Raw genomic sequence first — 23,187 nt, 5'->3', positions numbered from 1 at the left:
ACGCCCATCTCCACACCCCAGACGGTGTGGGTTAGTTTCATATAGAAGAAGCGCCGCAGGACTATGACTGGTCCCCTGCAACCTTCTTGGTCACCCGGCGATATCGCGAATGGCGATCTCGCTCATGATGCGTTCAAGCACCTGATCGATGGACAACTCCGTGGAATCCAGCTGTATCGCGTCGGCCGCCGGTTTGAGCGGGGCCACTGCGCGCTGGGTATCACGCTCGTCGCGTGCACGGATCTCATCTAGCAGACTCGACAGACTAACACCCTCGACTTTGCCCTTCAACTGCAAATATCGACGGCGCGCCCTCTCCTCGGCACTGGCGGTCAGGAAAATCTTCAGCGGTGCATCGGGAAACACCACCGTACCCATGTCGCGACCATCGGCCACCAGGCCCGGCGCTTCCTGGAACGCACGCTGGCGCTGCAGCAGCGCCTCGCGTACGGCGGGCAATGCAGCCACTTGCGAAGCGCCGGAACCGACGCTTTCGGTGCGGATGACATCGCTGACTTCATCACCTTCCAGAATGATTCGCTGCAACTGACCTTCGGTCGCCGCAATGAACTGCACATCCAGATGAGCGGCGAGTTTCTTCAGCAGCTCTTCATTGGTCAGATCAACGCCATGGTTATGCGCGGCAAAGGCGAGCAAACGGTAAAGCGCACCGGAATCCAGCAGGTTCCAGCCCAGACGCTTGGCCAGAATCCCGGCTACGGTGCCTTTGCCCGAGCCGCTTGGCCCATCAATGGTGATGACCGGTGCAATGTTTTTCACGACTGAGCCTCTTGTGCCACACAAATGCCGACCTGCCCGCACAATGCGAGGAAGTTGGGGAACGACGTCGCGACGTTGGCGCAATCATGGATGCGGATCGGTGCGGTGGCACGCAGGGAGGCCACACTGAAAGCCATTGCGATACGGTGATCGCCGTGACCATGCACTTCGCCGCCGCCGATCTGGCCGCCGTCGATGATGATGCCGTCCGGAGTCGGCTGGCATTTGACGCCCAGTGCCAACAGGCCGTCCGCCATCACTTGAATACGATCCGATTCCTTGACCCGCAGCTCTTCAGCGCCGGTCAGCACGGTGCGCCCTTCAGCACAGGCAGCAGCCACGAACAGCACCGGGAATTCGTCGATCGCCAACGGGACCAACTCTTCCGGAATCTCGATACCTTTAAGCTTAGCTGCCCGCACGCGCAGGTCAGCCACAGGCTCGCCGCCGACTTCACGCTGGTTTTCCAGAGTGATGTCCGCACCCATCAGGCGCAGGATGTCGATAACACCGGTACGAGTCGGGTTGATGCCGACGTGCTCAAGTACCAGCTCCGAACCTTCGGCGATCGACGCTGCCACCAGGAAGAACGCCGACGACGAGATGTCACCCGGCACTTCAATGTGGGTCGCAGTCAACTTGCCACCGGACTCGACCGAAGCCGTCGCACCTTCAACGCTGACCGGGTAGCCGAAACCACGCAGCATGCGCTCGGTGTGATCGCGAGTCGGAGCCGGCTCGGTCACAGTGGTCTTGCCTTCCGCGTACAGGCCGGCGAGCAGCAGGCAGGATTTCACCTGAGCGCTGGCCATCGGCATGGTGTAGGTCAGCCCCTTGAGCTTGTGACCACCGCGAATGGTCATCGGCGGACGACCTTCGGCAGCGGTTTCGATCACGGCGCCCATTTCACGCAGTGGATTGGCCACGCGATTCATCGGACGCTTGGACAGCGACGCATCGCCGGTCAGGGTGCTGTCGAAGTCCTGCGCGGCCAGCAGGCCGGACAGCAGGCGCATCGACGTACCGGAGTTGCCCAGATAGATCGGGCCCGGCGCCGGCTTCAAGCCATGCAGGCCGACACCGTGAATGGTCACGCGGCCGTGGTGCGGGCCTTCGATGACCACACCCATGTCGCGGAAAGCCTGCAAGGTCGCCAGGGCGTCTTCGCCCTCGAGGAAACCTTCCACTTCAGTCACGCCTTCAGCCAAGGAGCCGAGCATGATCGAGCGGTGGGAAATCGATTTGTCACCCGGTACGCGAATCCGACCGGAAAGGCGGCCACCAGGTTGAGCCAGGAAGATCAGATCGTTGGAATTCATAGCGTCCACATAGGCCCTGCGGGCCAGGATTTTACTGAAATGCTCGCGGGCAACCCGGGCGCGCGTGAAGACGCCCAACAATTGGTGCCCATCCCCTGCATCGACCGCGTCGCGCAAGGCGTCGAGGTCGCTGCGAAATGTATCGAGTGTGCGCAGGACAGCCTCGCGATTGGCGAGGAAGATGTCGTGCCACATCACCGGGTCGCTTCCGGCGATTCTTGTGAAATCGCGGAAACCGCCCGCAGCGTAACGGAAGATCTCAAGATTTTCATTGCGCTTGGCTAACGAATCGACCAGACCGAAGGCCAGCAGGTGCGGCAGATGACTGGTCGCAGCCAACACTTCATCGTGACGCTCGACCTGCATGTGCTCGACGTCAGCGCCCAATTCGCGCCACAAGCGATCGACCACCGCCAGCGCCGCCGGATCGGTTTGCTCAAGCGGTGTCAGGATCACCTTGTGCCGACGGAACAGTTCAGCGTTAGAAGCTTCCACCCCGCTCTGCTCGGAACCGGCAATCGGATGCCCCGGCACGAAACGCGCCGGCATACCGCCGAACGCCTCGGTCGCCGCACGCACCACATTGCCCTTGGCACTGCCGACATCGGTCAAAATCGCCGCGCCCAGATCAACGCTCGCCAGACGGGCCAGCACTTTTTCCATGGCCAGGATCGGCACCGCCAGCTGAATCACGTCGGCGCCCTGACACGCGGCAATCAGATCGTCCTCGCAACGATCCACCACCCCCAACTCGACCGCCAGCTTGCGCGATTGCGGGTCGAGATCGACCCCGACCACTTCGCGACACACGCCGCTTTCACGCAAGCCTTTGGCAAACGAACCACCGATCAACCCCAGACCGACCACCACAAGGCGCCCGATCATAGGTGCAGCAGATTGCAGTGCAGTGACATCACCCACGAGCCAGAACCTTGCGCAGCGCTTCGAGGAAGCGGCTGTTTTCCGCTGGCAGACCGATGGTCACCCGCAGGTGGTTCGGCATGCCGTAGTTGGCCACTGGACGCACGATCACGCCTTCGCGCAGCAATCCCTGGAATACCGGGGCAGCGACCTGAGCGAGATCGACGCAGATGAAGTTGCCTTTGGATTCGATCCAGCCCAGACCCAGCTCACGGAAACCGGCTTGCAGTTGCTGCATGCCCGACTCGTTGAGCTGACGGCTTTGCGCCAGATACTCATCGTCCTTCAATGCTGCACAGGCTGCCGCGAGGGCGAGGCTGTTGACGTTGAACGGCTGGCGAACGCGGTTCAGCACATCAGCGACCACCGGAGTCGACAGACCGTAGCCAACCCGCAGTGCCGCCAGACCATAGGCTTTGGAGAAGGTGCGCGAAACCAGCAGATTCGGATACGCGGCAAGGAAGTCCAGACCGTCCGGCAAATCACTGCCTTCGGCGTACTCGATGTAAGCCTCGTCCAGCACCACCAGAACGTGCTCCGGAACATCCTGCAGGAACTCGTCCAGCGCTTCGGCGCCGAACCAGGTACCGGTCGGGTTGTTCGGGTTGGCGATGAATACCACGCGGGTGTTGGCGTCGATGGCCGCGAGCATGGCCGGCAGGTCATGCCCCCAATCCTTGGCCGGAACCACTTTGGCCTGAGCGCCAACGGCCTGAGTCGCAATCGGATAGACAGCAAACGCATGCTCACTGAACACTGCATTCAGGCCCGGCGCCAGATAGGCGCGCGCCACCAGCTCGAGAATGTCGTTGGAACCGTTACCCAGAGTGACCTGGCTCAGCTCGACGCGGCACTGCTCGGCCAACAGGGATTTCAGCGCAAAACCGTTGCCGTCCGGATAACGGGTCAGCTCGGCCAGCTCTTCGCGGATCGCCGCCAGCGCTTTCGGACTGGCGCCCAGCGGGTTTTCGTTGCTCGCCAGTTTGACGATTTTCGCCGGATCCAGATCCAGCTCGCGGGCCAGCTCATCCACAGGCTTGCCCGGAACATACGGCGAGAGTTGTTGCACGCCCGGCTGTGCCAGAGCGAGGAAGTTGCCACTCATTTGCTACCGCCCTTAGAGAACTGCTTTCGGGTAGGAACCCAGCACTTTGAGTGCTACTGCTTCCTGACTGATCTTTTCCAGCACACCCTTGATCAACGGATCACGGTGGTGGCCGACGAAGTCGATGAAGAACACGTAGGTCCATTTGCCGCTGCGCGACGGACGGGTTTCGATCCGGGTCAGGTCGATGCCGTTGTCATGGAACGGCACCAGCAGCTCGTGGAGCGCGCCGGGCTTGTTGCTCATCGAGACGATGATCGAAGTCTTGTCGTCGCCGGTCGGTGGCACTTCCTGGTTACCGATCATCAGGAAGCGCGTCGAGTTGTCCGGACGGTCTTCGATCTTCTCGGCCAGACGCGTCAGGCCATACAGCCCTGCCGCCATGTCGCCGGCAATCGCCGCCGAGTTCCACTCGCCCTTGACCCGCTTCGCCGCTTCGGCGTTGCTGGACACCGCCACGCGCTCGACGTTCGGGTAGTGCGCGTCCAGCCACTTACGGCACTGGGCCAGCGACTGCGCGTGGGAGTAGATGCGACTGATGCTGTCGGTCTTGGTGTTTTCACCAACCAACAAGTGATGGTGAATGCGCAGCTCTACTTCGCCGCAGATCACCATGTCGTGTTCGAGGAAGCTGTCCAGCGTGTGGTTGACCGCGCCCTCGGTGGAGTTCTCCACCGGCACCACGCCAAAATTCACCGCACCTGCTGCCACCTCACGGAACACTTCGTCGATCGCCGCCATCGGCTTGCTGATCACCGCGTGACCGAAGTGCTTCATGGCCGCCGCCTGGGTGAAGGTGCCCTCAGGCCCCAGATAAGCCACTTTCAGCGGCTGCTCCAGCGCCAGGCACGAGGACATGATTTCGCGGAACAACCGCGCCATCTCTTCGTTGCCCAGCGGCCCCTGATTGCGCTCCATCACCCGCTTGAGCACCTGAGCTTCACGCTCGGGACGATAGAACACCGGCACTTCGCCTTCGGCCAGCGAGGCCATCTTTACTCGCGCGACTTCCTGGGCGCAACGCGCACGCTCACTGATCAGCTCGAGGACCTTGGTGTCCAGAGCGTCGATGCGAACGCGCAGTGCCTTGAGTTCTTGCTCGGACATCAGCCGTGCTCCTTCTCGAATTCAGCCATGTACGCCACCAGCGCATTGACGGCGTTGATGTCGACGGCGTTGTAGATGGAGGCGCGCATGCCGCCCACGGAGCGGTGGCCCTTGAGGTTGAGCAGACCACGCGCGTCGGCACCGGCCAGGAACGGCTTGTCCAGACGGTCGTCAGCCAGACGGAACGGCACGTTCATCCACGAGCGGTCGGACTTGTTGATCGGGTTGCTGTAGAGGCCGCTGGCGTCGATGAAATCGTACAGCGTGCGCTGCTTGACGTCGTTGAGTTTGGCGATGGCTTCGACACCGCCCTGCTCTTTCAGCCACTGGAACACCAGGCCGGACAGATACCAGGCCAGGGTCGGTGGGGTGTTGTACATCGAGCCGTTATCGGCCGCGACCTTGTAGTCGAGCATGGTCGGGCACAGCGAACGGGCCTTGCCCAGCAGATCTTCACGGATGATGTTGACGACGATGCCGCTCGGGCCGATGTTCTTCTGCGCGCCGGCGTAGATCATGCCGAAACGCGAGATATCGACCGGACGCGAGAGAATGTCCGAAGACATGTCAGCCACCAGCGGCACGTCGCCGGTTTCCGGGATCCACTGAAACTCCAGACCGCCGATGGTTTCATTCGGCGCGTAGTGAACGTAAGCGGCGTCTTTCGACAGCTTCCACTCGTTCTGGCCCGGGATGGCGAAATAGTCGTAAGGCTTGGCGGTAGCGGCAACGTTGACGTGACCGTAGCGCGAGGCCTCTTCGATGGCTTTCTGCGACCAGATACCGGTGTCGATGTAGTCGGCAGAGCCGCCTTCAGGCAACAGGTTCAGTGGAATCTGCGCGAATTGCTGGCTGGCGCCACCTTGCAGAAACAGCACTTTATAGTTCGACGGGATATTCAGCAGGTCACGCAGATCCTGCTCGGCCTGGGTGGCGATGGACACGAACTCATCGCTGCGATGGCTCATTTCCATGACCGACAAACCCTTGCCGTGCCAATCAAGGAGTTCACCCTGGGCACGCTGCAGGACAGCTTCAGGAAGCGCCGCAGGACCGGCGCAGAAGTTATAGGCTCGCTTGCTCACATCCAATCTCGCTCTGATTTGGGTATCACAATAAATCTGCAGATGAAAACGGCTCTGCGTTTTCATACCGGACAAATAACAAGGGGGCGAATTCTCATCCGCCCCCTCGTTTGCCCGCTTATTCTTGCGGTTCTTCGTCTGCTGCGGCGTCGAGTTGCTGGTCTTCGTCAGCATCGTCGCTCACGACGCTGCCTTCGAACTCCTCGCCCTCTTCACCTTCAAGCTCTTCACCTTCGACTTCCGACGGCTCCTGAACCCGCTCCAGACCGACCAGGGTTTCATCCTTGGCCAGCTTGATCAGCGTCACACCTTGCGTGTTACGACCCAGGCTCGACACTTCATCGACACGGGTACGCACCAGGGTGCCCTGATCGGAAATCAGCATGATTTCTTCGCCGTCGAGCACCTGCACCGCACCGACCAGACGGCCGTTACGCTCGTTGCTGACCATGGCGATCACGCCCTGACCGCCACGCTTGTACTCAGGGAACTCGGTGATCGCGGTGCGCTTGCCATAACCACGCTCGGAAGCGGTGAGGATCTGGCTGCCTTCTTCCGGGATCAGCATCGAAATCAGCTTCTGCCCTTCTGGCAGACGCATGCCGCGCACACCACGGGCGGTACGGCCCATCGCACGGACGTCGGACTCTTTGAAGCGGGTGACTTTGCCGCCGTCAGAGAACAGCATGACTTCACGCTCGCCATCGGTGATGGCCGCGGAGATCAGCACGTCGCCTTCGTCCAGCTCCAGCGCGATCAGACCGACGCTGCGCTGACGACTGAAGGATTCCAGCGGGGTCTTCTTCACGGTGCCGTTGGCGGTCGCCATAAAGATGTAGTGACCTTCGGTGTATTCCTCGACCGGCAGCATGGTGGTGATGTATTCACCGTCATCCAGCGGCAGCAGGTTGACCAGTGGGCGACCACGGGCGGCGCGCGATGCTTCCGGAATTTCGTAAGTCTTGAGCCAGTACACCTTGCCCTTGCTGGAGAACAGCAGCAGCGTGGTGTGGCTGTTGGCAACCAGCAGGTGAGCGATGTAGTCCTCATCCTTGACGCCAGTCGCCGATTTGCCTTTACCGCCACGACGCTGAGCCTGGTACGCCGCCAATGGCTGGGTCTTGGCGTAGCCACCGTGGGAAATGGTCACGACGCGCTCTTCTTCCGGGATCATGTCACCCAGGGTCAGGTCGAGACGGGCATCGAGAATTTCGGTGCGACGCACGTCGCCGTATTCGGCGCGGATCACTTCCAGCTCTTCGCGGATCACTTCCATCAGGCGCACGGCGCTGTTGAGGATGCGGATCAGCTCGCCGATCTGGTTGAGGATCTCTTGATACTCGGCCAGCAGCTTCTCGTGCTCCAGACCGGTCAGACGGTGCAGACGCAGTTCGAGAATGGCTTGCGCCTGCTCTGGCGACAGGAAGTACTTGCCTTCGCGCAGACCGTATTGCGGATCGAGGTTTTCCGGACGGCACGAATCCGCACCGGCACGCTCAACCATCGCCACCACCGCCGAGGATTCCCACGGGGTGCTGACCAGCGCCTCTTTCGCTTCCGACGGGGTCGGCGAAGCCTTGATCAGGGCGATGACCGGGTCGATGTTCGACAGAGCAACGGCCTGACCTTCGAGGATGTGACCACGCTCGCGCGCCTTGCGCAGTTCGAACACGGTACGGCGGGTGACCACTTCGCGACGGTGACGGACGAAGGCTTCCAGCAGATCCTTGAGGTTCAGGATGCGCGGGCGGCCGTCGATCAGCGCAACAATGTTGATGCCGAATACCGATTGCAGCTGGGTCTGGGCGTAGAGGTTGTTGAGGATCACCTCAGGCACTTCGCCGCGACGCAGCTCGATCACGACGCGCATACCGTCCTTGTCGGACTCGTCACGCAGTTCAGTGATGCCTTCGAGCTTCTTCTCTTTGACCAGCTCGGCGATCTTCTCGATCAGACGCGCCTTGTTCAGCTGATACGGCAGCTCGGTGATGACGATCTGCTGACGGCCACCAACCTTGTCGATGTCTTCGATGATCGAGCGGGCGCGCATGTAAATACGGCCACGACCGGTACGGTAGGCTTCGATGATGCCGGCGCGACCGTTGATGATCGCGGCGGTCGGGAAGTCCGGACCGGGGATGTATTGCATCAGTTCATCGACGGTCAGCTCAGGGTTGTCGATGAGCGCCAGGCAACCGTCGATGACTTCACCGAGGTTGTGCGGCGGAATGTTGGTCGCCATACCCACGGCGATACCGCTGGAGCCGTTGACCAGCAGGTTGGGGATACGGGTCGGCATGACCGCCGGGATCATTTCGGTGCCGTCGTAGTTCGGCACCCAGTCCACGGTTTCCTTGTGCAGGTCAGCCAGCAGCTCGTGCGCCAGCTTGGTCATGCGCACTTCGGTGTATCGCATGGCCGCAGCGTTATCGCCGTCGACCGAACCGAAGTTGCCCTGACCGTCTACCAGCAGGTAGCGCAGGGAGAAAGGCTGAGCCATACGAACGATGGTGTCGTACACCGCAGTATCACCATGCGGGTGATACTTACCGATCACGTCGCCGACAACACGGGCAGATTTCTTGTACGGCTTGTTGAAGTCGTTGCCCAGCTCGCTCATCGCGAACAGTACGCGACGGTGCACGGGCTTGAGGCCATCGCGCGCATCCGGCAGTGCACGGCCGACGATTACGCTCATCGCGTAGTCGAGATAGGACTGTTTCAGCTCGTCTTCGATATTGACCGGGAGGATTTCTTTGGCCAGTTCGCCCATGAGAAGCCTGATTCCTTTTTCTGGTGAAACTTCGTCATATCCATGTGGGAGCAACGAAGCTCGTCGGGGCCGGCCGAGTGCCATGCACCGACTTACGACAAATCAACATTGGATCGCGGATTTGCGCAGTGAAGACAGCTCCGTGAAGCTGCCTCGGAAAACGCCGGATGTTATCACAAGAGCCGCCACGCACCTATCCCCCAGATGCGCATGGAGCATAGTTAGTTGACCGGTGACAGGCTTAAAGGGGACCAGAGAAGCTCAGAGCTTCGTTGAATGCAGAATTGAGGCTTGGTTTAGCGATGTTTATTGACTTTTAGGACCCCTTCGCGAGCAAGCTCGCTCCCACAGGGTTCTGTGGCGCTCACAAAACCTGTGGGAGCGAGCTTGCTCGCGAAGAGAACAGCGCAGATATCAAGCCAATCAATGCAGGCGCTTGCGGCACATCAACTGGGCCATTTTCGCCGTATCCGGACGCTCGACGATGCCCTTTTCGGTGACGATTGCATCAATCAGATCCGCCGGGGTCACGTCGAACACCGGGTTGAACGCCTCGACGTCCGCCCCCACGCGCTTGCCACCGACTTCCAGCAACTCGGCGCCATCACGCTCTTCGATCGGAATGTCATCGCCACTGGCCAGAGTCATGTCGATGGTCGAACTCGGCGCCACCACCATGAAACGCACGCCGTGATGCATGGCGTTCACGGCCAGCTGATAGGTGCCGATCTTGTTGGCCACATCACCGTTGGCCGTAATCCGGTCAGCGCCGACGATCACCCAGGTCACGCCTTTGGTTTTCATGATGTGCGCAGCGGCGGAGTCGGCGTTCAACGTGACCGGGATGCCTTCGTTGGCCAGTTCCCAGGCGGTCAGGCGCGAACCCTGCAGCCATGGCCGGGTTTCGTCGGCGTAGACACGCTCGACCATGCCTTCCAGATAAGCGGCGCGTATCACCCCCAGCGCCGTACCGAAACCGCCGGTGGCCAGTGCGCCGGTATTGCAGTGGGTCAGGATCGCCTGCGCATTGCCCTGGTGCTTGCGGATCAGATCGACGCCGAGCTGCGCCATGGTCAGGTTGGCTTCGCGGTCACTCTCATGAATGGCGATAGCTTCGGCTTCCAGCGCGGCCAGTGGATCGGCATGGTCTTTCAGACGATCCAGCCGATCATGCATGCGACCCAACGCCCAGAACAGATTGACTGCGGTCGGACGAGAATCGGCCAGCAAGGCGAAATCCTCTTCCAGCGCCGCATACCAGTCGCCACCTTCGGCCACGCGGGCACGGGCCGCGAGGACGATGCCATACGCGGCACTGATGCCGATGGCCGGCGCGCCACGCACCACCATCGAACGAATGGCTTCAGCCACGCCCGCGGCACTGGTGTAGGCGATCCAGGTTTCCTCGAATGGCAAAACACGCTGATCCAGCAGGTGGAGCGCGCCGTCTCGCCAAACGATGGCCTTTACTTTCTCCGCAGCCAACAGTCGATCGCGCATCCCTCACCCCGCACTCATGAACAAAAGCCGCCGATTATAGCGATCCCCCCGCGAAGACGCTCGGGTATACTTCGCCATCCTTTACAAAAGCACTGGAACCGACCTCGATGCCGAAACCTGCCATTGCGCTCGACTTATTATTGCTGCCGACCTGGCTGGTACCTGTCGAACCCGCTGGCGTCGTGCTCAAAGAGCATGGCCTGGGGATCCGCGACGGTCGCATCGTATTTATCGGCCCACGCGTCGAAGCACTGAAGTGTAACGCCACTGAAACCCGTGAATTGCCGGACATGCTGCTCGCTCCGGGCCTGATCAACGCTCATGGCCACGCGGCGATGACGCTGTTCCGTGGTCTGGCCGATGATCTGCCACTGATGACCTGGCTGGAAAACCACATCTGGCCGGCCGAGGCCAAATGGGTCGATGAAGATTTCGTCCGTGACGGCACCGACCTGGCCATCGCCGAACAGATCAAGGGCGGCATCACCTGTTTCTCTGACATGTATTTCTTCCCGAAGGTCGCCAGCGAGCGCGTGCACAACAGCGGCATTCGTGCGCAGATCGCCATTCCGATCCTCGATTTCCCGATCCCGGGCGCCGGCAGCGCCGATGAAGCCATTCGTCAGGGCGTCGAATTGTTCGGCGATCTGAAGCACCACGAGCGGATCAGGATCACCTTCGGCCCTCATGCACCCTACACCGTCGGCGACGAGAACCTGGAGAAAATCCGCGTGATCGCCGAGGAGCTGGACGCGTCGATTCATATGCACGTGCACGAAACCGCCTTTGAAGTGCAGCAAGCCGTCGAGCAGCGTGGCGAGCGCCCGCTGGCGCGCCTCGGTCGCCTCGGCCTGCTCGGCCCGCGCTTCCAGGCCGTGCACATGACGCAGATCAGCGATGACGACCTGGCGCTGCTGGTAGAAAGCAACACCAGCGTGATCCACTGCCCGGAATCGAACCTGAAACTGGCCAGCGGCTTCTGCCCGGTAGAACGTTTGTGGCAGGCTGGGGTAAATGTCGCGATCGGCACCGACGGTGCAGCGAGCAACAATGATCTCGACCTGCTCAGCGAAACCCGCACCGCGGCCCTGTTGGCCAAAGCCGTCGCCGGTTCGGCCACCGCACTGGACGCTCATCGCGCACTGCGCATGGCCACCCTCAACGGCGCGCGAGCCCTGGGCATCGAAGCGCAAGTCGGTTCGCTGGAGATCGGCAAAGCCGCCGACATTGTCGCCTTTGACCTGTCCGGCCTGGCGCAGCAACCGGTCTACGACCCGGTTTCGCAACTTATTTATGCCACCGGTCGCGACTGCGTGAAGCACCTGTGGGTCGCCGGCAAACAGTTACTCGACGACCGGCGCCTGACGCGTATGGATGAACAACAGCTGGGCGCCACCGCCCGCGCCTGGGGACAGCGCATCAGCGGCCACACCGAATCGTAAACACCCCGGGGCACACTCCGGGACTACAGCCTTTTTCAAGTTTTTCGAGGAATTGATCATGAGCAACGTCGACCACGCCGAAATCGCCAAATTCGAAGCCCTGGCCCACCGCTGGTGGGACCGCGAGAGCGAGTTCAAACCGCTGCACGACATCAACCCGCTGCGGGTCAACTGGATTGACGAACGGGTCAATCTGGCCGGCAAGAAAGTCCTCGACGTCGGCTGCGGCGGCGGCATCCTCAGCGAAGCCATGGCCCAGCGTGGTGCCACTGTCATGGGCATCGACATGGGCGAAGCGCCATTGGCCGTTGCGCAACTGCATCAGCTGGAATCCGGCGTCAACGTCGAATACCGGCAGATCACCGCCGAAGCCCTGGCCGAAGAAATGCCCGAGCAGTTCGACGTGGTCACCTGCCTGGAGATGCTTGAGCACGTGCCGGATCCATCGTCGGTGATCCGCGCCTGCTTCCGCATGGTCAAGCCCGGCGGCCAGGTATTCTTCTCGACCATCAACCGCAACCCGAAGGCGTACCTGTTCGCCATCATCGGCGCCGAATACATCATGAAGCTGCTGCCACGCGGCACCCACGACTTCAAGAAATTTATCCGCCCGTCCGAGCTCGGCGCCTGGAGTCGCATGGCTGGCCTGACCGTCAAGGACATCATCGGCCTGACCTACAACCCGCTGACCAAGCACTACAAGCTGGCCAACGATGTTGACGTCAACTACATGATCCAGACCCTGCGCGAGGAATAAGCCGATGGCCATCAGAGCAGTTCTTTTCGACATGGACGGCACCCTGCTCGACACGGCGCCGGACTTCATCGCCATCTGCCAGGCCATGCGTACGGACCGCGGCCTGCCGCCGATGAACGACAAGCACATCCGTGACGAAATTTCCGGCGGCGCCAAGGCAATGGTCGCGGTGACGTTTTCGATGGACCCGGAATCGCCGGGCTTCGAGGAGCTGCGCCTTGAGTTCCTCGAACGCTACCTGGTGGGATGCGCCGTGCACAGCAAGCTGTTCGATGGCATGGGCGAATTGCTGGCCGATATCGAAAAAGCCAATCTGATCTGGGGCGTGGTCACCAACAAGCCGCTGCGCTTTGCCGAGCCGATCATGCAGCAACTGGGGCTGGCCGAGCGCTCTGCACTACTGATCTGCCCGGATCACGTGAAAAACAGCAAGCCGGATCCGGAACCGCTGATCCTCGCGTGCAAAATGCTTGATCTGGATCCATCGACCGTTCTGTTTGTGGGCGATGATCTGCGCGATATCGAGTCAGGGCGCGATGCCGGCACCAAGACCTGCGCAGTGACCTTTGGCTACATTCACCCGGACGACAACCCGCGGCACTGGGGCGCGGACGTGGTGGTGGATCATCCGCTGGAGCTGCGCAAGGTGCTGGACAGCGCACTCTGCAGTTGCTGACCTGACTGTTTGCAGGATGCCTTTGTGGCGAGGGGATTTATCCCTGATCGCGGCGAAGCCGCCGTAAAACCTGCACGTCAAATCGAACTGGAAGAATGCTGGGGCTGCTTCGCAACCCATCGGGGATAGATCCCCTCGCCACAAGTGCGAAGCAGGTCTTCATGAATGGATTGTGAGGTTTTTATGTTTGATTACACCGCTCGCCCCGAATTGCTCAAGGATCGGGTCATTCTGGTCACCGGAGCCGGTCGTGGCATCGGCGCAGCTGCCGCGAAAACCTATGCGGCCCACGGCGCTACCGTCCTGCTGCTGGGCAAGACCGAGGCCAATCTGACCCAGGTCTATGACGAAATCGAAGCGGCCGGTCACCCACAACCGGCGGTAATTCCGTTCAACCTCGAGACCGCCCTGCCCCATCAATACGATGAACTGGCGGCGATGATCGAAAACGAATTCGGCCACCTTGACGGCCTGCTGCACAACGCTTCGATCATTGGCCCGCGCACGCCAATCGAACAACTCTCCGGCGACAACTTCATGCGGGTCATGCAGGTCAACGTCAATGCCATGTTCATGCTGACCAGCACCCTGCTGCCGTTGCTCAAGCTGTCGCAGGACGCTTCGGTGGTATTCACCTCCAGCAGCGTCGGCCGCAAGGGCCGGGCTTACTGGGGCGCTTACGGTGTGTCGAAGTTCGCCACCGAAGGCCTGATGCAAACCCTGGCCGACGAAGTCGACGGCGTGGCACCGGTTCGCTCCAACAGCATCAACCCAGGTGGCACCCGCACCAGCATGCGCGCCCAGGCATATCCGGGGGAAAACCCGCTGAACAATCCGACGCCCGAGGAGATCATGCCGGTCTATCTCTACCTGATGGGCCCGGACAGTACGGGTATCAACGGCCAGGCATTCAACGCTCAGTAGTGCCATACGTCGCTTTTGTTGCCGCGGCGGATTCCCGTCGCGGCAGGCTTTTGCCAGCACCGACCGTCACCAGCCAGTCAAAAATCCAGCGCGGTTTTCCCCATCAAGTTCGTAAGCCATTGAATACAAAAGGCTTTAATTAACCTGAACTGAATGGCACGACTTTCGCTCTAAATTCCCTCAAAGCATGCCGTGTGAAGGCAGTGGCGCCGGGGCGATTTCGATAGCTGACTAATCGACATCAGGCAGACTAAACTTACGCCAAATGTCCTACGGGACTGATGGATCAGTATGACGCGCAGCCCATAGCCGCTCTCACCCAGCCTGTAAGACAGACTTACTGCTTAGGGGCTCACGCCATATGAAATCACCTTCCCAGACCAATGCAATTGACTTCGACAGCGCCAAATTGCAACGCCTGGGTTTCGGTCAGCAGCCGCCACTTCTGGAGCGGCCCGCCAGTCTCGCGCAATTGCGCCAGCAACTGAGCCTGCAACTGCAAACCAGCCTCGAACCGCAACGCATCCTCGGTCTGTTTTTCCGCGAAGTTCAGCGCCTCGTGCCGCTGGACGCCTTGCACTATGTGCACAAGGGCAGCGACTTGCGCCTGGAGTTCGGTGCTCGCGGTCATCATTCCGTCAGCTATAGCCTGAGCCATGAAGGCGAGCACATGGGCGAACTGGTGTTCCGCCGCAATCAGCGCTTCAACGATCAGGAGCAAGGGCACCTCGAATCGCTGCTGTCGGTGTTGCTGTACCCGATGCGCAACGCCCTGCTCTACCGCGCCGCGACCCAGAGCGCCCTGCGCGATCCGCTGACCGGTGCCGGCAATCGCATCGCCATGGAGCAGACCCTGCAACGCGAGATCGAAATGTCGCGCCGGCACCTGCAACCATTGTCAGTGCTGATGCTGGATATCGACCACTTCAAAAGGGTCAATGACAGTCACGGCCACAGTGCCGGCGATGATGTGCTCAAAGCCGTGGCCGCCTCGATCAAGGGTCAGTTGCGCAACGTCGATATGGTGTTTCGCTATGGCGGCGAAGAGTTTCTGATTCTGCTGTCGAACACCGGCCGCGAAGCGTCAGCGATGGTCGGTGAGCGACTGCGCTATGCGGCGCAAGCGGCGGAGTATTACGCCGATGGCCAGTTGATCGAACTGACGGTCAGCCTCGGCTGCTCGACGCTGTTGCCCGGCGAATCGGCCGACAGCCTGCTGCGTCGCGCCGACAGTGCGTTGTACGTAGCCAAGCGCGAAGGTCGTAACCGCCTGGCGATGGCGGGCTAAGCCTTTCCAGACACTACAAAACTACTGTAGGAGTGAGCCTGCTCGCGATGATGATCTGACATTCAACACTGATGTTGACCGACAGTCCGCTATCGCGAGCAGGCTCACTCCTACATTTTTACGCGGTGTATCAGCTCTCGACGACTACCCTGCGCTCTCGGTTGACCAGCAAGCGTTCCGACGTCTCCAGTTGCATGCAGCGCTCCAGAAACAGGTACATGTAGTCATAGCTTTTGCACACGGCCTGGCGCAATTCGGCCTGCAACGCCTTGCTCGGGTTCAGGCCGGCCAGCGTGCAGATGATTTCCAGAGCCTCCCAAGGGTGGGCATCGTCGTACTGGGCGTGCATCTTCAGCCACTTCATCGCGCGTTTGCGATCTTCTTCGGGAAACGCCGCCGCGTATACGCCCGTCGAGCAAACCAGCGCCGACCACTCCCCGGTCGCGCCCTCGATGGCGTAGTTGGTAGCGGCGATGGCGACGATCAACGAGTCGGCCGAACTGGTGTGCCAGCACCAGTGACTCAGCGCATGCAGTTCCGGCGGCACTTGCTGGGCCTGAAGATCTTCCAGGCTGACGCCATGCGCCCGGCTCCAGTGCACCCAATAGTCGGCATGATTGAGCTCGACGCGGATATTGCGCATCAGCCAGCGGCGCGCCATGTCTTCGCCGGGGTGACGGGCAAATCGGGTTTTGGTGAGATTCTGCGCCATGTACAACGCAAACTGCTCGACCACCGGCCAGCCGCCAATCAAGTACTGACGCATGGTCCTGGCGCTGAGTTTGTTATCACGCATGCGCTGGTAAAGTTCATGTTCGACAACCCGGCGCTTGCTCTCGCTGCAGTCCTGAATGAGCTGTTGTGCCCAGCCGGGATAACTTGCAGCTTCCATGAGTGGTCCGGTTCGGTTGAATGTGTCGATCACTGTTCGGCTCCTTTTGATTTGTGATTGTAAGGATCGGCGAGAGACTTCAACGGAACGTGCCAGGCGCTTTGAATAACAGCGGTTGCGGTCTGGCGGGCCGACTTTGCAAACTGTCGCAGGTAAACAATTGCGGACGCTCGATGACATAACCCTGAGCGTAATCCACGCCAATTTCAAGCAGTGCCTGCTCGATCTGGGTGGTTTCAACAAACTCGGCAATTGTCTGCTTACCCATGACATGCCCGATGTGATTGATCACTTCGACCATTGCCCGGTTAATCGGGTCGTCCAGCATATCCTTTACGAAACTCCCGTCGATCTTCAGGAAGTCTACAGGCAAATGTTTCAGATAAGCGAACGAAGACATTCCGGCACAAAAGTCATCTAGCGAGAAGTAACAACCTAAGCCTTTGAGCTCATTGATAAATCTAATTGCACTGCCCAAGTTTGAAATTGCACTGGTTTCAGTAATTTCAAAACAAATCATTTCAGGAGGTATAGCGTAGTTAACAAACTGTTCTCGCAGAAAGTGCAAAAACGCGTCATCTCCTATAGTAATGCCTGACAGATTAATCGCACACATTGCTAATGGCCCTTGCTGTTTCTGGGCAATACATTGAGCAATAACCTTAAAAACATTTTGTACGACCCAACGATCCAGCTGACTCATCAAACCATAGCGCTCAGCGGCAGGAATGAAGCTGTCCGGCAGAATCATCCGCCCGGCCTCGTCATGCAGACGCAGCAGGATTTCGATGTGCCCGCCTTTGCCGTCACTGGGCTTGAGCGGAGCGATTTCCTGGGCGTACAGGCAAAAGCGGTTTTCTTCCAGCGCCATGTGCAGGCGTTGCACCCAGGCCATTTCCCCAAAGCGCAGGGACAGTTCGGAATCGTCGGCGTGGTAGACCTGCACGCGGTTACGCCCCTTCTCCTTGGCCATGTAGCAGGCCATGTCTGCCGCCCGCAGGGACGCTTCCAGGGTCGTCGGGGTCTGGGCGACATGCACCAGGCCAATACTGACGGTGGTGAGAAAGGGCCGCCCCTTCCAGACAAAATGCAGGTTCTGCACGGTCTGGCGCAGTGCCTCGGCAATTTTTTCTGCCGCGTCCGGAGCGCAGTTTTCCAGGAGAATGCCGAACTCGTCGCCGCCGAGCCGCGCCAGGGTGTCGCCTTCGCGCAATCCCGACTGCAGCAGGGTGCAGATGTGCCGCAACAGCTCATCCCCCGCCGCATGGCCGCACGTGTCGTTGACCAGCTTGAACTGATCCAGATCGAGGAACATCAGCGCATGCCGCCCGGCCTGGCGGGTGAGGTTGTGCAGCGCCTGCTCCAGGCGATATTCGAACTCGCGGCGGTTGGCCAGACCGGTCAGCGCATCGTGGGTGGCCTGCCACGAAAGGTTGGCGATGTATTGCCGTTCCTGCGTCATGTCGTGCAGCACCAGCACCGTGCCACTGACTTTGCCGGCATTGCGGATCGGTGCGCCGACCAGGGTCACCGACACCGTACTGCCGTCCAGGCGCTGGATCAGTTTCGAATGCTCGCTGCCGCCACTGAGCTTGCCGCTGAGAATGTGCTCGATCAGGGTCAGACCTTCGGACTGGGCGTTGTCATCGAGCAGATTGAATAACGCCGCCAGCGGCAGGCCCGCCGCCTGTTCGGCCTTCCAGTGGGTCATGGCTTCGGCGGCGGGGTTCATGTAGTCAATGGCGCCGTCGACATCGGTGGTGATCACCCCGTCGCCGATCGAATGCAAGGTAACGTGCGCCCGATCCTTCTCCAGTTGCAACGCCTCGGCAAAGGCATGGCGCTGCTTGAGCAACTTGTGCGTGCGCCACAGGGCCAGCACGATCAGCCCCAGCGCCGTGGCCAGATTGGTTAACAGCAGCAGCCGCAGAATCATCCGCGAGCCTTCGCCCAAGGCATCGCTGAAGGCTTTTGCGGCTGGGGTCACGCCATCGTTGATGGCGAAAATCCGTGCCTTCCAGCGCTGGATATCGGCGCTGCCGGCATTGTTCTGTGAAATGCTGCGGTGCATCTCCTGCGCCACGTTATCCAGCTCGATTAGATAGGCGTCACCGACCGTCCAGCGGTCAATCGCGGTCTCCAGATAACTGAAATGGCGAAAGTTGAGGTACAGCCAGATCAGGCTGGAAACGTCATCCGGGTGGTTGCCACCCTTGAGAATGCCTTCGCGCGCTGCGGCCAGATCCGGCGGCTGATGATCCAGCGCCAGACGCAACTGGTGCCCGCCTTGCGGTACACCGATCGCAGTGCGGTACTTGAGGAAGGTCGCCTCGTCACGGCTGTCGGCGTAGAGATTAAGGTAGTAAATCGCGTCTTTCTGGCCCTTGGACCAGAGACTTTCGCCGGCGACGTAACCGCGAACCGCCGAGAGCACGTAAAGACTCACGCCGCCCAATAACGCTTGAAACAACACGACGGCAATAAATGGCCAGACGATGCCCAACAACCGTGGCGTTCCGAGAGTCCGCTTTTGCTTCATGAGATCCCTTGCGCAAGCACTGCCAGATGAACACCGGAAAATCCCGCTCCTGACAGCTCAGCCTAGGCTAATTTTCGCCAAGTCAAAGGGACAGCTTGGCCGTCCTCTAGGTCGATTGTGCAAATGGCGGGACTGTGCGGGCGTTCCGAGTGATTTTACTCAATGCAATTCAAGCACTAAGCACAGAAATCGGCACGAAACTCAAGGGCGCTGGATCTGCTGCAGGTGACCATAAAGCTTGGCATACAGACCGCCGTCGGCAATCAACTGTTGATGATCGCCATCTTCGGCGACCTGACCACCATCAAACACCAGCACGCGATCAGCCTGCTTCACCGCTGACAAACGATGGGCAATGATCAGCGTGGTGCGGCCATTGAGGAACCGCGCCATGGCCTGGTGAAGGTTGTATTCGGTGGCGGCGTCGAGGGCTGAGGTGGCTTCGTCGAGGATCACCACTTTCGGCTCGGCGAGGATCATCCGCGCGATCGCCAGACGCTGGCGCTGACCGCCGGACAGGCGCACGCCGGAGCGCCCGACGATACTGTCGAGGCCATCCGGCAAGGCGCGGATAGTCGCTTCGAGCTGAGCGATTTCCAGTGCCTGCCAACAGGCTTCGTCACTGCGGGTGCGGCCCATGGTCAGGTTGGCGCGTACCGTGTCGTTGAACAGCGCCGGGTGCTGCAGCACCACCGCGACGTTCTCCCTGATCAGCTCCAGACCGATTTCCTGCTGGGTCGAACCACCGAAGCGGATGGTACCGGCCAACGGCGTGTACAACCCCAGCAGCAACTGCACGAGGGTACTTTTGCCACCGCCACTGGCACCGACGATCGCAACTTTCTCACCCGGGGCAATGGACAGGTTCATCTGATCCAGCACCAGCTCATCGCCATAACCGAAGCTCAGGCCCTGAACCTCGATGCCGACGGTCTCGCGGCCCTTGAACGGATCGACACCGCCCGGATATTGCGGCTCATCGGCGCGCGCCAGCAGTTCGTTGATCCGCGCCAGCGCGCCGCCGGCGGCGTAGTAGGCGTATTGCAGATTGAGCAGTTGTTCGACCGGGCCGATCATGAACCACAGGTAACTGAACACCGCGAGCATCTGGCCGATCGACAGGTCGGAGAACAACACCGTGAGCATCGCCGCCGCACGGAAGATGTCGATGCCGAACTGGAACAGCAAACCGCTGGCACGGTTGGAAGCGTCGGTTTTCCACTGCGAATTGACCGCGTAGTTGCGCACCTCCTGCGCGCGCAGACCGAGGCGACCCAGAAAGTAACCCTGACGGTTGCCGGCGCGTACTTCTTGAATGGCATCGAGGGTTTCGCTCAGCGCCTGGGTGAAACGCGAGGTGCTGTCGTTCTCGAGTTTCTTCAGGTGCTTGACCCGTTTGCCCAACTGCACCGTGGCGTAAATCACCAGCGGGTTGAACAGCAGGATCAATAGCGCGAGTTTCCAGTGCATCCACATCAGGATGCTCGCCGTGCCGACCAGAGTCAGCATCGCCACCAGAAAGCGGCTGAGGGTTTCGCCGACGAACTTGTCGAGGGTGTCCAGATCGGTGACCAGGTGCGTGGTCACTGTGCCGCTGCCGAGGCTCTCGTATTCGCCGAGGGAAATACGCTTGAGGCGTTCGATCAGGCGCACGCGGATGCGATAAACGATGTCCTTGGCCAGTCGCGCAAACAACCGCGACTGCAACACGCCAAAACACAGGGCACTGCAGCGCAGGGTCAGCGTGACCACCAGCATCAGGCCGATGTAACCCGCCGCTTGCTGCCACATACCCGGCAGTACGTGGTTCATGACTTTCAGTGCGGCATCGCCGTGACCGAGCAACACCTCATCCACCAGCAACGGCAGCAGCAACGGAATCGGCACGCTGCACAGCGTCGCCAGCACGGCGACGCCATTGGCGATCCACAAGGATTTTTTGTGATGGAGTGCCAGTCGCCGGACTTCTGCCCAGCTCAGCCGGTCGACACGCTTTACGGCTGACGTGTCATCGGCCAGGTCAGGCACAGGCTGCGCGCTCCAGCCAGCGGCCGAGCAACGGCGACAGCTCGCTGAGCGGTTGATAGCCATTGGTCAGCAACGCCAGTTGGCCATTGCGTTCGGCGAGCAGGGTCGGGAAACCGGCGATGCCCAGATCCTGCACCCAGTTGAAATCCGCCAGAGTGGCTTCGTGCTGTTCGGCGCGGTCAAAGTGTTCGGCAAATTCGATGCGCGGCACGCCCGCCTGTTCGGCCAGATCGACCAACACGCTGGCCTGGGTGACATCGCGACCTTCAGCGTAAAACGCGTGTTGAATCAGGCCGAGCAAGGTCCACGCGCAATCCGGTGCCAGGCTGCGCGCCGTGACGATCGCGCGGCAGGCAGGCTCGGTGTCGTAGACAAATCCGTCCGGCAATGCGCCGTCGAACTTGAATGGCTGACCGGTCGCCTCGGTGACCGCTTGCCAGTGTTCGAGAATGTAGCGCCGAGTGGTCGGCTCCAGTGCCGCACCGCTGCCGGTGCGCAAGCCGCCAACCACCAAGTGCAACTCCACCCCGGCGGCCTGCGCCTGCTCGACCAGTGCCTTGGCCACCGGAGCGAACCCCCAGCACCAGGAACACATCGGATCCATCACATAGAGCAGGCGCGCAGACATGATTAAGCCTCGGTAGATGCTTGCTTATAGTTGTAGCCGATCGGGTGCGGCTGGTTGCGCGCCTTGGCCAGTTCGATCTGTTTTTGCCGATCGATTGCGCTGCGGCGGGTTTTCTCGCTCAGCTTGTCCCAGCAATGCGGGCAACTGATGCCGGCCACGTAGTGCTCGGAAGCGCGATCTTCAACGCTGACCGGTGTGCGGCAGGCATGACATTGATCGTAGTCGCCTTCGCTGAGGTCGTGACGCACGGTCACGCGGTTGTCGAACACGAAGCAGTCGCCCTGCCACTTGGTTTCTTCCTGCGGCACCTCTTCGAGGTACTTCAGGATGCCGCCCTTGAGGTGATAGACCTCTTCGAAGCCCTCGCCCAGCATGTAGCTCGAAGCCTTCTCGCAGCGGATACCGCCGGTGCAGAACATCGCGACCTTCTTGTGCACGGCCGGGTCGAAGTGTTCTTTGATGTAGTCGGGGAATTCGCGAAAACTGGTGGTTTTCGGATCAATGGCGCCTTCAAAGGTGCCGATCGACACTTCGTAGTCGTTGCGGGTGTCGATCAGCAACACTTCCGGGTCGCTGATCAGGGCGTTCCAGTCTTGCGGCTCGACGTAGGTGCCGACCTTTTTGTTCGGATCCACGCCTTCGACGCCGAGGGTGACGATCTCTTTCTTCAGTTTGACCTTGGTACGGTAGAACGGCTGCTCGTCGCAGTACGACTCTTTGTGGTCGATGTCGATCATGCGCGGGTCGTTCTTCAGCCAGGCGAGCAGGCCATCAATGCCTTCGCGGCTGCCGGATACCGTGCCGTTGATGCCTTCTTCGGCGATCAGCAGGGTGCCTTTGATACCGTTGTCGACCATCGCTTGCAGCAGGGGCTCGCGCAGGTTGACGTAATCTTCGAGGGTGACGAACTTATACAGTGCCGCCACGACAATCGGTTGTGTCATGGGTATTTCTCCAGGTGGCTACCCTCGCAAAGGGTGAACCGGATTCAAAAAAAAACGCGCCGGTTGAACGGCGCGTTGCGGATTCTAGCAAAAAAGCAGCTTCAAGCGGCGAGCTTCAAGCGACAAGCTGACAGCGCAGTGCTTTAACTTGCGGCTTGGAGCTCAAAGCTTGCAGCTGCTTTTAGTGCCCTCCTCCTGCACAGGTTGGCGACGCCGGAGCGGCGCCCACCTCTGCCCATTCCTGCGGGGTGTAGGTGTGCAGCGCCAACGCATGGAACTCGCCCATCAGCTCGCCGAGCGTGCCGTAGACTTTCTGGTGGCGCTTGACCCGGTTCAGGCCTTCGAACTGCGCGCTGACCACCACTGCCTTGAAGTGAGTCTGTAACCCGCGACTGTGCATGTGGCTTTCATCCAGCACCTGCAGATGTTCAGGCTGAAGCAGGCCCAGCGTCGATTCGATGCGTTGTTGCATGGTCATC

At 60.3% G+C, this 23,187-nt stretch carries 18 protein-coding genes; 5 read left to right on the top strand and 13 right to left on the bottom strand.

All coding sequences use genetic code 11. The features are described 5' to 3' along the window. Positions 1-90: 90 nt before the first annotated feature. The 7 genes from cmk to mtnA all read right to left on the bottom strand — a co-directional run bounded on the left by cmk (position 91) and on the right by mtnA (position 10,590). Positions 91-780, bottom strand: coding sequence for a (d)CMP kinase (cmk, locus tag K5Y35_RS15965; protein WP_064391442.1), 690 nt, complete (start codon positions 778-780; stop codon positions 91-93). Beyond that, positions 777-2,984 carry a bifunctional prephenate dehydrogenase/3-phosphoshikimate 1-carboxyvinyltransferase gene (locus K5Y35_RS15960; RefSeq protein ID WP_261991197.1) on the bottom strand — a complete coding sequence of 736 codons (2,208 nt, stop codon included), beginning with the start codon at positions 2,982-2,984 and terminating at the stop codon, positions 777-779. Before K5Y35_RS15960 ends, cmk begins: the two co-directional genes overlap by 4 nt. Positions 2,985-3,012: 28 nt before the next feature. Then, positions 3,013-4,125 carry a histidinol-phosphate transaminase gene (gene hisC / locus K5Y35_RS15955; protein ID WP_128614695.1) on the bottom strand — a complete coding sequence of 371 codons (1,113 nt, stop codon included), beginning with the start codon at positions 4,123-4,125 and terminating at the stop codon, positions 3,013-3,015. A 12-nt stretch (positions 4,126-4,137) separates the two neighbouring features. Then, positions 4,138-5,232: a prephenate dehydratase gene (gene pheA / locus K5Y35_RS15950; RefSeq protein WP_016770924.1), complete on the bottom strand. Its 1,095-nt coding sequence runs from the start codon at positions 5,230-5,232 to the stop codon at positions 4,138-4,140. Continuing rightward, positions 5,232-6,317, bottom strand: coding sequence for a 3-phosphoserine/phosphohydroxythreonine transaminase (gene serC / locus K5Y35_RS15945; protein WP_222018724.1), 1,086 nt, complete (start codon positions 6,315-6,317; stop codon positions 5,232-5,234). The genes pheA and serC overlap by 1 nt, the downstream gene beginning before the upstream one ends. Positions 6,318-6,435: 118 nt before the next feature. Continuing rightward, a complete protein-coding gene (gene gyrA / locus K5Y35_RS15940) occupies positions 6,436-9,090 on the bottom strand; it encodes a DNA gyrase subunit A (RefSeq protein WP_222832323.1) in 2,655 nt (884 codons plus the stop codon). A 423-nt stretch (positions 9,091-9,513) separates the two neighbouring features. Then, the gene (gene mtnA, locus K5Y35_RS15935; protein ID WP_222832322.1) at positions 9,514-10,590 is read right to left on the bottom strand and encodes an S-methyl-5-thioribose-1-phosphate isomerase; all 1,077 of its coding nucleotides are present in this window, start codon (positions 10,588-10,590) and stop codon (positions 9,514-9,516) included. Between the two features lie 107 nt (positions 10,591-10,697). On the opposite strand from mtnA, the gene K5Y35_RS15930 reads away from it, so the two are divergent. The 5 genes from K5Y35_RS15930 (at position 10,698) to K5Y35_RS15910 (ending at position 15,677) form a co-directional block, all read left to right on the top strand. Then, positions 10,698-12,032: a TRZ/ATZ family hydrolase gene (locus K5Y35_RS15930; protein WP_222832321.1), complete on the top strand. Its 1,335-nt coding sequence runs from the start codon at positions 10,698-10,700 to the stop codon at positions 12,030-12,032. A gap of 58 nt (positions 12,033-12,090) precedes the next feature. Continuing rightward, the gene (gene ubiG, locus K5Y35_RS15925) at positions 12,091-12,789 is read left to right on the top strand and encodes a bifunctional 2-polyprenyl-6-hydroxyphenol methylase/3-demethylubiquinol 3-O-methyltransferase UbiG (RefSeq protein ID WP_123466668.1); all 699 of its coding nucleotides are present in this window, start codon (positions 12,091-12,093) and stop codon (positions 12,787-12,789) included. A gap of 4 nt (positions 12,790-12,793) precedes the next feature. After that, complete coding sequence (gene mupP / locus K5Y35_RS15920; protein ID WP_123466670.1) at positions 12,794-13,465, top strand: N-acetylmuramic acid 6-phosphate phosphatase MupP; 672 nt, start codon at positions 12,794-12,796, stop codon at positions 13,463-13,465. A gap of 183 nt (positions 13,466-13,648) precedes the next feature. Beyond that, the gene (locus K5Y35_RS15915) at positions 13,649-14,389 is read left to right on the top strand and encodes a YciK family oxidoreductase (RefSeq protein ID WP_123466672.1); all 741 of its coding nucleotides are present in this window, start codon (positions 13,649-13,651) and stop codon (positions 14,387-14,389) included. Positions 14,390-14,750: 361 nt separating this feature from the next. After that, the gene (locus K5Y35_RS15910) at positions 14,751-15,677 is read left to right on the top strand and encodes a GGDEF domain-containing protein (RefSeq protein ID WP_123466674.1); all 927 of its coding nucleotides are present in this window, start codon (positions 14,751-14,753) and stop codon (positions 15,675-15,677) included. A gap of 130 nt (positions 15,678-15,807) precedes the next feature. Here K5Y35_RS15910 and K5Y35_RS15905 read toward each other — a convergent pair whose 3' ends face one another. From K5Y35_RS15905 to K5Y35_RS15880, 6 genes are all read right to left on the bottom strand, one after another. Further along, positions 15,808-16,569: a TenA family transcriptional regulator gene (locus tag K5Y35_RS15905; protein WP_189655776.1), complete on the bottom strand. Its 762-nt coding sequence runs from the start codon at positions 16,567-16,569 to the stop codon at positions 15,808-15,810. 79 nt (positions 16,570-16,648) lie between these two features. Beyond that, on the bottom strand, positions 16,649-19,108 hold the full coding sequence (locus K5Y35_RS15900) for an EAL domain-containing protein (protein WP_222832320.1): 2,460 nt from the start codon (positions 19,106-19,108) through the stop codon (positions 16,649-16,651). 201 nt (positions 19,109-19,309) lie between these two features. Next, complete coding sequence (locus tag K5Y35_RS15895) at positions 19,310-21,136, bottom strand: ABC transporter ATP-binding protein (RefSeq protein WP_123466682.1); 1,827 nt, start codon at positions 21,134-21,136, stop codon at positions 19,310-19,312. Next, positions 21,129-21,731, bottom strand: a complete 603-nt coding sequence (locus tag K5Y35_RS15890) for a DsbA family protein (RefSeq protein WP_177490506.1) — start codon at positions 21,729-21,731, stop codon at positions 21,129-21,131. The genes K5Y35_RS15895 and K5Y35_RS15890 overlap by 8 nt, the downstream gene beginning before the upstream one ends. Positions 21,732-21,766: 35 nt before the next feature. Further along, positions 21,767-22,708: a rhodanese-related sulfurtransferase gene (locus tag K5Y35_RS15885; protein WP_123466686.1), complete on the bottom strand. Its 942-nt coding sequence runs from the start codon at positions 22,706-22,708 to the stop codon at positions 21,767-21,769. Between the two features lie 181 nt (positions 22,709-22,889). Further along, positions 22,890-23,186, bottom strand: a complete 297-nt coding sequence (locus K5Y35_RS15880; protein WP_123466688.1) for a BolA family protein — start codon at positions 23,184-23,186, stop codon at positions 22,890-22,892. Position 23,187 lies beyond the last annotated feature (1 nt).

The organism is Pseudomonas sp. SC3(2021) (assembly GCF_019856535.1).
Taxonomy (GTDB): domain Bacteria; phylum Pseudomonadota; class Gammaproteobacteria; order Pseudomonadales; family Pseudomonadaceae; genus Aquipseudomonas; species Aquipseudomonas monsensis.
This window is presented reverse-complemented; position numbering and strand designations above follow the sequence as displayed.

What these genes read in the sequence shown, in the direction of transcription:
- K5Y35_RS15960 (WP_261991197.1), bottom strand. Translation starts at nt 2,984, where the DNA reads ATGATCGGGCGCCTTGTGGTGGTCGGTCTGGGGTTGATCGGTGGTTCG.
- hisC (WP_128614695.1), bottom strand. Translation starts at nt 4,125, where the DNA reads ATGAGTGGCAACTTCCTCGCTCTGGCACAGCCGGGCGTGCAACAACTC.
- pheA (WP_016770924.1), bottom strand. Translation starts at nt 5,232, where the DNA reads ATGTCCGAGCAAGAACTCAAGGCACTGCGCGTTCGCATCGACGCTCTG.
- gyrA (WP_222832323.1), bottom strand. Translation starts at nt 9,090, where the DNA reads ATGGGCGAACTGGCCAAAGAAATCCTCCCGGTCAATATCGAAGACGAG.
- mtnA (WP_222832322.1), bottom strand. Translation starts at nt 10,590, where the DNA reads ATGCGCGATCGACTGTTGGCTGCGGAGAAAGTAAAGGCCATCGTTTGG.
- K5Y35_RS15930 (WP_222832321.1), top strand. Translation starts at nt 10,698, where the DNA reads ATGCCGAAACCTGCCATTGCGCTCGACTTATTATTGCTGCCGACCTGG.
- ubiG (WP_123466668.1), top strand. Translation starts at nt 12,091, where the DNA reads ATGAGCAACGTCGACCACGCCGAAATCGCCAAATTCGAAGCCCTGGCC.
- mupP (WP_123466670.1), top strand. Translation starts at nt 12,794, where the DNA reads ATGGCCATCAGAGCAGTTCTTTTCGACATGGACGGCACCCTGCTCGAC.
- K5Y35_RS15915 (WP_123466672.1), top strand. Translation starts at nt 13,649, where the DNA reads ATGTTTGATTACACCGCTCGCCCCGAATTGCTCAAGGATCGGGTCATT.
- K5Y35_RS15910 (WP_123466674.1), top strand. Translation starts at nt 14,751, where the DNA reads ATGAAATCACCTTCCCAGACCAATGCAATTGACTTCGACAGCGCCAAA.
- K5Y35_RS15905 (WP_189655776.1), bottom strand. Translation starts at nt 16,569, where the DNA reads ATGGAAGCTGCAAGTTATCCCGGCTGGGCACAACAGCTCATTCAGGAC.
- K5Y35_RS15900 (WP_222832320.1), bottom strand. Translation starts at nt 19,108, where the DNA reads ATGAAGCAAAAGCGGACTCTCGGAACGCCACGGTTGTTGGGCATCGTC.
- K5Y35_RS15890 (WP_177490506.1), bottom strand. Translation starts at nt 21,731, where the DNA reads ATGTGTTCCTGGTGCTGGGGGTTCGCTCCGGTGGCCAAGGCACTGGTC.
- K5Y35_RS15885 (WP_123466686.1), bottom strand. Translation starts at nt 22,708, where the DNA reads ATGACACAACCGATTGTCGTGGCGGCACTGTATAAGTTCGTCACCCTC.
- K5Y35_RS15880 (WP_123466688.1), bottom strand. Translation starts at nt 23,186, where the DNA reads ATGACCATGCAACAACGCATCGAATCGACGCTGGGCCTGCTTCAGCCT.